Raw genomic sequence first — 12,274 nt, forward strand, 5'->3', positions numbered from 1 at the left:
ATTATAAGTTCACCTTGTTTTGCGCTGGCGTAACATCAAACGCTACTTGGCCACGCTCACTAGCACCTTGTACTTGGATTTTTTCCATACGAGGGAAAAGCTTAAACAACTCTAGGTCGAAACTTTTCAGTTCATCTAAGTGATGACAGTGGAAATGGTAAGTTAAGCGCACATCCTCGTGGCTAGCATGAGCAGCGTGGTCATGATCGTCGTGACCTTTGTGCTCATCGTGTGCAGCGTGGTCATGATCGTCATGGCCTTTATGCTCGTCGTGTGCAGCGTGGTCATGATCGTCATGGCCTTTGTGCTCGTCGTGTGCAGCATGGTCATGATCGTCATGGTCTTTATGCTCATCGTGTGCAGCGTGGTCATGATCATCATGGTCTTTGTGCTCATCGTGGGCAGCATGGTCATGATCGTCGTGGTCTTTATGCTCATCGTGCGCAGCATGGTCATGATCATCATGGCCTTTATGCTCGTCGTGCGCAGCGTGGTCATGGTGATCGTGGTCTTCATGCTCTGCATCCGCGTGGTCTAAGCTTCCCCAATGCTGAGTAACTTCTTCAAGCTCACATTCGCCACCGGCAAAGCTAAACAAACTCATGCCTTGAGCTGCTTGTTTTTTTGCGTCATCCAATATCTTGTGTTGTTGCTCGTTGACTGGTGCATGCTCAAAACCAAGAAAATTATCGGCCGGAGAATGGATTTCAATCTCTAGCTCTTCACCACTGGCGGCAAAAAAGAGCTCGGCAACACCATGTTGGTGAGCAGACTGGGCGCTAGCTGCGCAAGAAAACAGGCCAAAAACGGCCGCATATATAGGCGTTAACTTCATTATAAGTATCCATGATTTTTAAAAAGTAAGTGACTAAATCAATCAATACCAATCTAACTAAACTGGCTAACAGCAAGGAGCAAGCGTGTTTGCTTAACGCTAACCATACTCAGCTGTATTGCGAGATTCAAACCTTGTTTAGCTAAATTAGCAGCTCATGGACGGTGGAGAGCGGGCACTAGCAGCGAGCGCATGCTGGCTGGTGTATAAGTAAACTGTTCTAACAAAAACTTGGCGACGTTTAAGCAATACAATCAGCGGTACGCTGCTGACTATCGCTGTTGCCAGTTTTTCCAAATTAAAACAGAGTTGGCAATGTAGCTCGGAGTGCTCTGGATCAAGCCGTTCAACTTGATGTTCAGCCCAAGCCAAGACAAACCAAGACACTGATAAAATCAGTATGCATGTAAGTCTCTTTTGCCAAGTCTGTAAGATCATTCTATTTCCGATACTGCTGGTAAATTGGCTTATTCAGACAATAGTTTTATTTCGTAAGAGCCAAACTTGCGAATGTTTATCACACCATTGTTAAAGATTAAATACTGGCCTTTAATTCCTTGCAGCTGCCCTTCTACCAAGGGATTTTTATCTAAGTTAAAACTGCTTATTTTGCTTGGATATTGAGCAACAGGAAAATTTAAATCAATCACTTGCTCATCGGGCAACTCACTTATGGCTTCTAAGCCGAAGCGCTCTGCTAGATCGGCCAAGGCCTCACCAATTTGAGGCAACAAACGTTCACGCTCGGCTATCAAATCTAACTCTATCGCATCGCCTTTCAACATAGCTCGCCAATTGGTTTTGTCTGCCACCAGCTTAGCTAATTCTATTTCTACCAAACCAGAAAGCTGGCGCGTGGCAACTTTAAATATTGGTAGGGCTTGAGTAGCACCTTGGTCAATCCAACGTGTTGGTATTTGGGTATGGCGAGTTATGCCCACCTTTAAGCCAGACGTGTTTGCCAAGTAAACATAATGAGGAATCATGCAATTTGCTTCTCCCCATTCTGGCTCACGACAGGTGCCTTGGGCATAGTGGCAACTTTCAGGCTTCATAATGCACATATCGCAACTGGCCAGCTTACGCATACACACAAAACAATGGCCTTGCGAGTAACTTTTCTTGGTGGCTTTACCACAGCTTCGGCAGTTTATTTTACCGGTAAATTCGAAAGCTAAAGATTCACCGATTAGTGGATTAAGATGTAACTCTTGCTCGCCAATAGGCAAATAGTACTGAACTTGTTCGCCCAGTTCTGCTCGCATTTTTGATAGATGTCCCTGCACGGTCCGCCACTCTCTGAAGTCTTATTATGGCTGAGCAGTGTAAAGCAAAGCGGGTAACTGTCCAAGCCCTCAGAAGCCCTAGCATCAATAGGGATAGTTATCGTCGCTGCCCAGCTCTAGCAGCATTAACTGTTTTAACTCGCCACTGCTCACCAGCATAGGTATAGTTTTATCAAAACGCGTTTGTAGATAACGCCCTCTTGGATTGGCAGAAAAGCAAAAAGTAGAGCTGTAATGCAATACGTTTTTCACCAGCACATAGTCACCAGCCAATTCTGGCTTTTGCTCTAGCAGATAATTAATGTCTTCCTGATAATTTAATACTGCATCCACGCGCTTATGGTGCAAAAGCTTTATCATTTGCTCTAAGCTTGCGTACTCACGGTAATTCACTCCTTCCGGCAAAAGATCTTGCCAATCGTAACCAAGCTGCGAGACCACTTGCTTGCCAATGAGATCTTGCGGAGAGTGATAGTGCCTAGCCAATTCGGGGCTAATTAACATGTCGCTACGATCTATTTCTATCGGGAAAGTTGAACAGTTAGCGCGAGCAAAATCGTCAGCCGCCCCGCCAAACACAATATCTACCTGCTGCTGATCCAGCATGGCAATACTGCGCAAATAGGGCATAAACTGAACGTTGTAGGAGTAATTGGGGAAAACCCGTTGCAACAAACCAAAGTAATAACCGCTTTGGTCTTTGTTGGAATAATTTAGCCACTCATCGGTGGCTACTTTAATACTATTGCTGTCAGCAAAAGCAGAACAATGAAGGCAGAGTAACAAAAAGCAACGAAGGCCATTCATTAGGCTAAACCCTAAAAGTGGTTCACCTTTTAAGCATAGTATATCGGCACCAAAGGGTGCAGAAAATGTTAGTTTTTACTAAAACATCCCCTCAAGGATTCCGGTCTTTTTTGCTAAACCAACCTTAGTAATGTCATCAGATACCCGCTCGGCCCCACGTAACATAGCGTCGATCAATTCACCCGCATCAAACTTGGTTAAGGCTTCATCAGCCCCCACTTGGCTAGCCCTATCAACACTAATTTCGCTAGATAACGAGGTATGTAAAATAATGTAGGCATTAGCAACACCAGGGTCACTGCGAACTTCAAAAGTGAGTTCGTAACCATCTAAGCCCGGCATTTCAATATCACTCACCAGCACATCAATTGGCTTACCTTGAGCAGCAGCTTGCTGCATCATCTTAAATGCAGTAGCGCCATCGCTGGCCATTTGATAGTCAATTTCTATGCTATCTAGGGCACTGGCTAATTGCTTACGGGCGGTGGCCGAATCGTCCACCAGCAAAATTTTAAGCTGCGCAAGAATCGCTTGGTCTGGCAAACTTACCGACACACGTACTCGCTCTTCATCATCGGGGAAAACCGTGGCAATTAGCTTTTCAATATCCAATAATTGCACCAGTTTGTCATCAACCCGAGTCACTCCGGTTACATAAGCGTCTTTGCCTAAAGAGCCCGGTGGTGGATCAATATCGCGCCAACGACATTCGGTTATTTTTTCGATGCCGCGCACTAAGAAGCCGACAGTTTGGCGACTAACATCAGTAATAATGATCGAGCAAGATTCAAGCTCTTCTTCGGCAATAGGTCGGTAGCCCACGGCGGCAGCCATGTCGATCACCGAAATTGTTTGGCCACGCAGCGAGGCGGAACCCAGTACATATTGGTGAGAATGCGGTAGGGCAGTAAGTCGTGTATAAGGCACAATTTCACGCACCTTTAAGGTGCCAATTGCAAATAGCTGATTTAGGGACAGCCTAAAGTGCAATAAACCTTGGGTTTGACTAGTGGCGCTACTCATGAAGCATCCTTACTCTATTTAAATAACTTTCAACGTTATACCGCTTCAGCTGGCGTGTCTAATAAATAGGCATCTTGCTGGCGAAACCGCTGACAAATTTGTTTAACTGTTTCACTACTACACGCCGCGTGTGGCTGGGTGGCAGCAACAACTACAATATCAATTGCTGGCAAGGGAGGCATTGTTTTAGCGCACAATTCTTGCAATTCGCCCTTGCTAGATCGCGCCAGAGCGGCTACGGCTAATCCTTGCGAGACCAAACCATGTAGACCACTATGATTGGCACTGGTTGCGAGCAAACGATAAGGTATGTCTGCCTTGTCTAACCCATCAATCGCGCTGGCGTGAAACTTACAATCAGTTTCATATAAGGCTAATGGCATAGGCCGTAATTGACTTAAATCGCGTTCTTTATGGCTTACCCAAACGCCTTGGTCATGGCGCAACAAATAACCTTCGTCACTATCTGGGCTGCGAGTAAGAATGGCCAAATCAAGTTCGCCTTGATCCAAGCTTTCTCTTAATTTCACACTGGGCGCAGCAGACAAGCGTAAACACAAATTGGGAATAGTTTGCTGCAATAATTCGCACAATAAAGGTAACACCGACACACTATAATCGTCTGGGCAGCCAATGCGTAAGTTCACTCTATCGTGGCTGTGCTTCAGCTCTGTGACAGCTTGGTCGTGCAAGCTGATAATGCGCCGCGCATAGCTCGCTAAGGCTTGACCAGCAGGGGTTAGCACTAAACTACGGCCTTCTTTTTCAAACAAAGGGCTAACACTTTCTTGCTGCAATTTTTTCATTTGCGCACTAATCGCAGACTGGGTGCGAAAGGTTTGGCTAGCCGCTCGGGTAAAACTACCGCTTTCTACAAAAGCCACTAAGCTGCGTAAAGCATCAATGTCCATTTCAACCCATCACCATCGTTAATAGTTGCCATCAAAAATAATCGTTATTCAAACTACAAGCAACTTGTCACACTAGCCGCATTACCTAAGCACAAGGATTCGCTATGATTTTGCACGACTACTTACCCTCTGGAAACGGCTACAAAATTCGCTTATTGCTTAGCCTACTAGGCCAAAGCTATCAACTTAAAAGCTATGACATCGTGAAGGGAGAATCACGCACCGCGGAGTTTTTAGCATTAAACCCTAACGGCAAAATACCTGTGCTTGAATTTGACGATGGACGCTGCTTGGCAGAGTCTAATGCTGTTTTGTTTTATCTAGCCCAAGGAACACCGTTTTGGCCACAAGATGTTTGGCAACAAGCTCAAGTTATAAAATGGATGAGTTTCGAGCAATATAGCCATGAGCCAAACATTGCCAGCCCACGATTTTGGCTTACCCACGCTGGGGTAACAGCAGAGCGTCAGGCTCAGTTAGCCGATAAACAACAGCAAGGCTACGCTGCATTAGCGGTGATGGAGCAGCACCTTAGCCAACATGATTATTTTGTGGCGAACACTCTTACTATTGCTGATATTGCCTTGTATGCCTATACCCACGTAGCAGAAGAAGGCGGATTTGATTTACAGAAATTCCCAGCCGTTTTGGCTTGGTTGGAGAGAGTGGCTCAAGTAAACAACTATGTCAGCATTAACGATGATTCGGCACGAGTAAGCTAGAGCAGTAAAAAAAGACCAAGCCGACAATCGGCTTGGCCAAACGCTTACAATCTAACTAGTAGCTTTCCTTGGTTTTCGCCGCTAAACAGCAAATTGATGCCTTCGATGGCTGAATCTAAGCCTTCTAAAACATGAACGCGATACTTTAGCTTGCCCGCTTGCAAGTAGCTGCTTACTTGCTGCATTAACTGTGGAGCCTTATCAAAGTGGTCAGGCATGGTAAAGCCTTGAATCGACAAACGCTTTTTAACAATGGGGATCCAGTTAGGGCCAGCCGAAGGCTGCTCGGTGTTGTAATCGGCAATCATTCCACACACTACGATGCGACCAAAAGTATTCATATTATCAATGGCCACTTGCTGGATCTCACCGCCGGTATTTTCGAAATAAATATCAATACCTTTGGATGTTAGCTCAGCGACCTTTTCGGCAATGTTATCGGTTTTATAATTAACAGCACCATCAAAGCCTAATTCTTCTACTAGCCAGCGACATTTTTCGTCGCTACCAGCCACTCCCACTACGTGCAAACCTTCAGCCTTGGCAATTTGCCCAACCAAAGAACCTACCGAGCCAGCAGCTCCGCTTACCAATAAGGTTTCCCCTGTTTTTGGTTTAGCAATCTCTAACAAGCCTTGAGCGGCGGTCATGCCTGGTAGGGCTAATACTGCTAACACCGCTTCCGCAGGTAAGCCAGCAGGAATAATGTTTATCCCAGCACCATTACTGACGGCTTGTTCGGTCCAGCCAAACATGCCCATTACCGTAGCACCTACCGGAAACTGCGCATTGCGAGATTCAATCACCTCAGCAATACCGCTAGCGCGCATTACATCACCTAAAGCGACCGGAGGAATGTAACTCTCGGTATCAGCGCTCATCCAGCCACGCATTGCTGGGTCTAACGACATATGTGTTTGCTTAACCCTAAACTCGCCATCTTGCAAAGCCTCTACAGCGTGGCTGCGGCTTTCAAAGCAACTGGCTTCAATGTTAGTAACAGGGCGCTTTACCAAATGAATTGACTGATAGCTCGACATGCAGGCTTCCTTAAGTGAATAGTATTCATCATTATTTACGCTTTCATTGTAAATAGCTTTACAAATAGGAATAAATAGCCCTTTAAGCTAAACTTTATTGCCTTTTAGACAAAAGTGACCCTGATGGATAAGTTACGCGCCCTGCAATATTTTGCTCACCTTGCTGAATCTGGCAGCTTCACCAATACTGCCAATGCCTTTGATGTGCCGCCCTCCTCGGTATCACGACGGATTGCCGATTTAGAAGCCTTACTCAAACAACAATTGCTGCACCGCAGCACTCGTCAGGTAAAACTTACCGAGTTAGGCGATTTATACTATCAGCAGATATTACCGGCCTTACACAGCTTAAGTGATGCGGAAGACCTGCTAAAACAACAGCAACATCACCCCAGTGGTTTACTGTCAATTAGTGCGATGCCAAGCTACGGGGAGCTATGTTTAACGCCTATTTTGAGCGAATTTTCAAAACGTTACCCAGACATCGTGTTAGATCTTCACTTTAGTGATCAGTTAAGTAACTTGCGCCGCGACCAAATAGATATCGCAATTCGTGGCGGCACAGCACCCGACGAACGCATTGTTGCCAAAAAGCTCTCGAATAATCATTTTGTTTTGTGTGCTTCGCCAGAATATTTAGCGCGCAATGGCCAACCACAAAGCCCTCTCGAGCTTAATCAACACCCCAGCTTACGCTATCGAAGCCCAGAAAAAGTACTGCCTTGGCTATATAAAGAACAACAAAAATGGCAAGAATTACATCCACCTATTCGCTTAATTAGCAATCATGGTACAAGCTTAGTCAACGCAGCAAAAAGTGGTGATGGCATTGCTTTACTGCCAGAGTGGGGAATTAGCCAACAACTTGCCGAAGGCAGTTTAGTGCGTTTTTCAGTAGGCCAAGATATTCGAGTATCGCCTGCTGAAACTACTGGCATTTATCTTTTGTACCAAGGGCTTAAGTATCAAATTCCTAAGGTAAAGGTAGCGGTAGACTTTATCGTATCGCAACTAATGCAGCAGCCTAGTGAATACTTAGGCTAACAAACAAAGCAGCCAACAGTTAAACCCTGCGTGTTTAACTATTCAGCATATTATGCTGATGTTTCCACTAAGCTGTTCAAACTTTGCACTTTTCTCTGCAAACTTGTTTGTTAAGATAATGTTACGTTCGATTCTTGATTACTTGGTCTACTTTTAGCAACAAGCTCTTAGCAAAAGGAACTGTTTATGGGCGAGCCGGTCAGTGACCAACAATATGTGCGCTTTGTTGACGTTAAAAAAAGCTACGATCAACGCAGCTTAGTGGTAAAAAACTTTAATCTTGATATTCGCAAGGGTGAGTTTGTTACCTTGCTAGGTCCTTCAGGCTCTGGCAAAACCACTTGTTTAATGATGCTCGCCGGCTTTGAAGATGTCACCAGTGGTCAAATTCTAGTAAATGGCCAAGCGATTACCAACGTAGCTCCTTACAATCGCAATATCGGCATGGTGTTCCAACACTACGCATTATTTCCCCACATGACCGTAGCCGAAAATCTCGCTTATCCCTTAGCGGTACGTAAACTTCCCAAAGAAGAAATTAGCCGCAGAGTGGCCGACTCTTTAGCCTTGGTAGAACTAGAAAGCTTTGGCAAACGCTACCCTGGGCATTTATCTGGCGGCCAGAAACAACGGGTTGCCTTAGCGCGCTCACTTATCTTTGAGCCTTCGATTGTATTAATGGATGAACCGCTAGGCGCATTAGATAAAAACCTTCGCGAACAAATGCAGCTGGAAATTAAGCGGCTGCACGAAGCCATCGGCTTTACTGCTATTTATGTCACCCACGACCAAACTGAAGCGCTCACCATGTCAGATCGCATCGCCGTATTTAACGATGGCGTTGTGCAACAATGCGCCGCACCAGACGTGCTTTATGAGCGCCCCGAAAACGCCTTTGTCGCCGACTTTATCGGTGAAAACAATCACCTCAAAGGCAAGGTACTCAATCGCGCTCAAGGCTTAGCCAAAGTAGAGTTAAGCGATGGCAGTGTGGTTAGTGGCCAAGCCATGGATTGCCCAGAGTCTGGTAATGCTTGTGTGCTGGCTGTTCGCCCAGAAAACCTATTTATAGAAAGCGACAAACATCGTTTTGATAACCGAATTGAAGCAGAGTTTATTACGCGCCTCTATGTGGGCGACTTTATTCGCTACTTCTTTAAGCTTCGTGACAAAACCGAGCTCATGGTAAAAGTTCTCAACGATCACGATGCACCACAAATTGCCGCTGGCACAATCACTAAACTAACGTGGTCCGTTAATGACGGGTTAGCTTTTAATCCACCCCCAAGCTCTTAATGGTAAAGGATGGTACCTATGAAACGTTTACTTCCAGTTCTTGCTCTCGCCTCGGTCTGTAGCATTGCCAATGCCGACCAACTCACCGCCGTATCCTTTGGTGGTGCGTATGGCGCAGCCCAGCAAAAACATATGCTAGACCCCTTCATGAAAGAAACCGGCCACAAGATTTTATTTGAAAACTACTCCGGTGGTATTGCCGAAATTAAAGCCCAAGTAGAGAGTGGTAACATTCTTTGGGACGTGATCGACGTAGAGGTGATTGATCTCGAACGCGCCTGTTCAGAAGGCCTATTAGAAGTGATTGACCACGCCAGCCTACCACCGGGTGATGACGGCGTGCCTGCAGCAGAAGACTTTAGCGAAGCAGCACTCGCCAATGAATGTGGCGTGGGTAACATTGTTTGGACGGTGCTTTATGCCTACAACAACGACACCATTAAAGGTGGCCAACCCAGCTCTATAGCCGACTTTTTCGATACCAAAACTTACCCTGGGAAACGTGCTTTACGTAAGCGCCCACAGGTAAATTTAGAATGGGCATTAATTGCCGATGGTGTACCAAAAGAGCAGGTTTATGAAGTATTAGAAACCGACGAAGGCCAAGCTCGCGCCTTTGCCAAGTTAGCCACCATTGCCGACGACATCGTTTGGTTCGACAGCTGGTCACAAGCGCCGCAATTGCTCAATGATGGTGGTGCCGTGATGGTTCAATCGGCCAACGGGCGGATCTTCGACGCCATTCAAAGCGAGGGAAAACCTTTTGAGATGGTGTGGGATGCTCACTTATATGACTTAGACGTTTGGGCCATTGTAAAAGGCACCAAGAAAAAAGACTTAGCCATGGAGTTTATCCGTTTTGCCACCAGCTCAAAACCATTGAGCGGCATGCCTGAAGTGGCTTACGGCCCTACTCGTAACTCATCTTACGCTTATGTAGATAAAGCGGTTATTCCAAAACTGCCATCTTCACACCTAGATAAAGGCGTTAAAGCATCTGGTGAGTTTTGGGCTGATTATGGCGAGTCCTTAGGTGAGAAATTTAACGAGTGGCTGCTGAAATAACAGCAACGTAGTTAGAGGTGAAGATGGATAACAACAGCCTTAGCGTTGAAGAAATACTCGAGAGTAAACGGCTGCTCAAGCGCAAAAAGCGTATGCTGCTGGCATTTACCATGCCGCTGTTGATATTTGTCTTCATCACCTTTATTTCCCCCATTGCCACCATGCTATACCGCAGTGTTTACCACCCTACGGTTAGCCAGTTAATTCCTTTAAGTTTGGCAGAACTAAGCACTTGGGACGAAGCTGGCGATCAGCTTCCTAATAGCCAAGCCCTCAAGCAATTTGCCATTGAGCTACAAGGGCTCTCTAAAGAGCGCTTATCGGGCAAGCTAGCCGAAGAAGTGAATCGGCTTAAACCTGGTAGCTCTAGTTTAATAAAATCGAGTGCCAGAAAACTTAAGAAAAAATCTCTCGAAGAATTACAGCAAAGTGGCGACACCTTGTTGCTTGGTTACTCCAAAAAATGGCAAGACATCAATTTATGGCGTGCGGTAAAACGCTCTGGGCAAGCCTTTACCGACAGCTACTACCTTACAACCTTTGATTTAAAGCGTAATCCCGCTGGAGAGATCGAGCAGCGCGATACTCAAATCTATTTAAAGCTATATTGGAAAAGCTTAAAAATAGCGCTAATTATTACCTTTTTAACCGCTTTGTTAGCCTATCCTTTGGCCTACTACTTGGCCAATGCGCCCAGTAAAATTGCCAATCGTTTAATGGTGTTGGTTTTATTGCCTTTTTGGACCTCACTACTGGTTCGCACCACCTCTTGGATAGCCATTTTGCAAACCAATGGCGTGGTCAACTCAACCCTGCAAGCCTTAGGCTTGATTGATGAGCCCTTTGAAATGCTCTATACCCAATTTGCCACCATCATTGCTATGACCCATATTTTGCTGCCATTTATGATTTTGCCTTTGTATAGCGTGATGAAAAATATCGACCCGAGTTATTTTCGCGCAGCGCTGTCTTTAGGGGCAAGGCCAGTGCCGGCTTTTATCAAAATCTACCTACCAATGACCATCCCAGGGGTAAGTGCCGGCGCTTTATTGGTATTTATTATTTCAATTGGCTACTACATTACCCCAGCCATAGTCGGCGGTACCGAAGGGCAGATGATTTCTAATATTATTGCCTTCCATATGCAGTCTTCCAATAACTGGGAACTCGCAGCAGCACTGGGCTCGTTATTGCTAGCCTTAATCATCGCTCTGTACTGGGTTTACGATCGCTTTGTTGGCGTAAACAATATTAAGTTGGGCTAAGCATGAAAAGTTATCCTAAGTATTTCACCTTCTGGCATATCTTAGCCCACTACGGCCTGCGCTTTTGCTCGTTATTGGTGCTGGCATTTTTGATGTTGCCAATCATGGTGATAATTCCACTCTCGTTCAACGTAGAGCCCTTTTTTAGTTTTACCGAGGGTATGTTAGCGCTAGAGCCCGAGGCCTACTCTTTGAAATGGTATGCCGAAATCTGGCACGACGATAAGTGGTTATTAGCAATTAAAAACAGCTTTTTTATTGGCATATGCGCCACCTTAATAGCTACCGTATTAGGCACCTTGGCGGCAATTGGTTTAAGCAACCCAGCGATGCCTTGGCAAAAGCTTTGGATGGCAATCTTATTGTCGCCGATGATTGTGCCACTTATTATCACAGCAGCAGGAATGTACTTTTTCTATAGCCAGCTAAACTTGGCAGGATCTTACCTAGGCGTAATTTTAGCGCATGCTGCCTTGGGCACACCTTTTGTTTTAATCACCGTAAACGCAGCATTGTCTGGCTTTGATTATTCCTTAGTTAACGCATCACTAGGCCTTGGCGCACGCCCTCTCACTACCTTTTTTAGAGTTATAATGCCGCTTATCCGCCCTGGTGTAATATCCGGCGCCCTGTTTGCTTTCATCACTTCATTTGATGAAGTGGTGGTAGTACTGTTTTTAGCTGGACCAGAACAGCGAACCATTCCGCGACAAATGTTCTCTGGTTTACGTGAGCAAATTAACCCCACCATTTTGGCAGTAGCCACTTTATTGATCGTAATTTCTGCCATGCTGCTATTTACCATTGAGTATCTGCGCGCCCGTAGCGAGCGAATTCAAAGTGGAGAACTAGATAGCTAAGCTATTTATTACAACAACTTACATGCGTTTGTTTTATCTTGATTATTTCACAGATATAAATTGATCATAAACAAGCAATTCACGACTATCCTCTAATCTAACTCCCTATATTCACGTTTT

The 12,274-nt window shown here is 45.4% G+C and carries 13 protein-coding genes; 6 read left to right on the forward strand and 7 right to left on the reverse strand.

Annotation, left to right across the window (positions count from 1 at the left end):
* Position 1: 1 nt before the first annotated feature.
* The 6 genes from K5620_RS20855 to K5620_RS20880 form a co-directional block, all read right to left on the reverse strand.
* The gene (locus tag K5620_RS20855) at positions 2 to 835 is read right to left on the reverse strand and encodes a ZrgA family zinc uptake protein (protein ID WP_016400103.1); all 834 of its coding nucleotides are present in this window, start codon (positions 833 to 835) and stop codon (positions 2 to 4) included.
* 147 nt (positions 836 to 982) lie between these two features.
* Positions 983 to 1,222 carry a DUF2607 family protein gene (locus K5620_RS20860; protein ID WP_215426322.1) on the reverse strand — a complete coding sequence of 80 codons (240 nt, stop codon included), beginning with the start codon at positions 1,220 to 1,222 and terminating at the stop codon, positions 983 to 985.
* A gap of 80 nt (positions 1,223 to 1,302) precedes the next feature.
* Positions 1,303 to 2,121 (reverse strand): DUF2797 domain-containing protein, encoded by an 819-nt coding sequence (locus K5620_RS20865; RefSeq protein ID WP_040306738.1) that lies wholly within the window; start codon positions 2,119 to 2,121, stop codon positions 1,303 to 1,305.
* 84 nt (positions 2,122 to 2,205) lie between these two features.
* Entirely contained in the window at positions 2,206 to 2,928 is a 723-nt protein-coding gene (locus K5620_RS20870) for a substrate-binding periplasmic protein (protein WP_016400107.1), read from the reverse strand.
* 78 nt (positions 2,929 to 3,006) lie between these two features.
* Positions 3,007 to 3,951 (reverse strand): chemotaxis protein, encoded by a 945-nt coding sequence (locus K5620_RS20875; RefSeq protein WP_016400108.1) that lies wholly within the window; start codon positions 3,949 to 3,951, stop codon positions 3,007 to 3,009.
* Positions 3,952 to 3,986: 35 nt separating this feature from the next.
* Entirely contained in the window at positions 3,987 to 4,862 is an 876-nt protein-coding gene (locus tag K5620_RS20880) for a LysR substrate-binding domain-containing protein (protein WP_016400109.1), read from the reverse strand.
* Positions 4,863 to 4,966: 104 nt separating this feature from the next.
* Here K5620_RS20880 and K5620_RS20885 point away from each other — a divergent pair, with 104 nt between their 5' ends.
* Positions 4,967 to 5,584 (forward strand): glutathione S-transferase family protein, encoded by a 618-nt coding sequence (locus tag K5620_RS20885; RefSeq protein ID WP_016400110.1) that lies wholly within the window; start codon positions 4,967 to 4,969, stop codon positions 5,582 to 5,584.
* A gap of 44 nt (positions 5,585 to 5,628) precedes the next feature.
* Here K5620_RS20885 and K5620_RS20890 read toward each other — a convergent pair whose 3' ends face one another.
* Positions 5,629 to 6,624 carry an NADP-dependent oxidoreductase gene (locus K5620_RS20890; protein ID WP_016400111.1) on the reverse strand — a complete coding sequence of 332 codons (996 nt, stop codon included), beginning with the start codon at positions 6,622 to 6,624 and terminating at the stop codon, positions 5,629 to 5,631.
* Between the two features lie 123 nt (positions 6,625 to 6,747).
* Between K5620_RS20890 and K5620_RS20895 the strand changes: the two genes are divergently transcribed.
* The 5 genes from K5620_RS20895 (at position 6,748) to K5620_RS20915 (ending at position 12,154) form a co-directional block, all read left to right on the forward strand.
* On the forward strand, positions 6,748 to 7,668 hold the full coding sequence (locus tag K5620_RS20895; protein ID WP_016400112.1) for a LysR family transcriptional regulator: 921 nt from the start codon (positions 6,748 to 6,750) through the stop codon (positions 7,666 to 7,668).
* A 186-nt stretch (positions 7,669 to 7,854) separates the two neighbouring features.
* Positions 7,855 to 8,964: an ABC transporter ATP-binding protein gene (locus tag K5620_RS20900; protein WP_016400113.1), complete on the forward strand. Its 1,110-nt coding sequence runs from the start codon at positions 7,855 to 7,857 to the stop codon at positions 8,962 to 8,964.
* A gap of 18 nt (positions 8,965 to 8,982) precedes the next feature.
* Positions 8,983 to 10,029, forward strand: coding sequence for an ABC transporter substrate-binding protein (locus K5620_RS20905; protein WP_016400114.1), 1,047 nt, complete (start codon positions 8,983 to 8,985; stop codon positions 10,027 to 10,029).
* 23 nt (positions 10,030 to 10,052) lie between these two features.
* On the forward strand, positions 10,053 to 11,294 hold the full coding sequence (locus tag K5620_RS20910) for an ABC transporter permease (protein ID WP_016400115.1): 1,242 nt from the start codon (positions 10,053 to 10,055) through the stop codon (positions 11,292 to 11,294).
* Positions 11,295 to 11,296: 2 nt separating this feature from the next.
* Positions 11,297 to 12,154, forward strand: a complete 858-nt coding sequence (locus K5620_RS20915; RefSeq protein ID WP_016400116.1) for an ABC transporter permease — start codon at positions 11,297 to 11,299, stop codon at positions 12,152 to 12,154.
* Positions 12,155 to 12,274 lie beyond the last annotated feature (120 nt).

Source organism: Agarivorans albus (genome assembly GCF_019670105.1).
GTDB lineage: Bacteria > Pseudomonadota > Gammaproteobacteria > Enterobacterales > Celerinatantimonadaceae > Agarivorans > Agarivorans albus.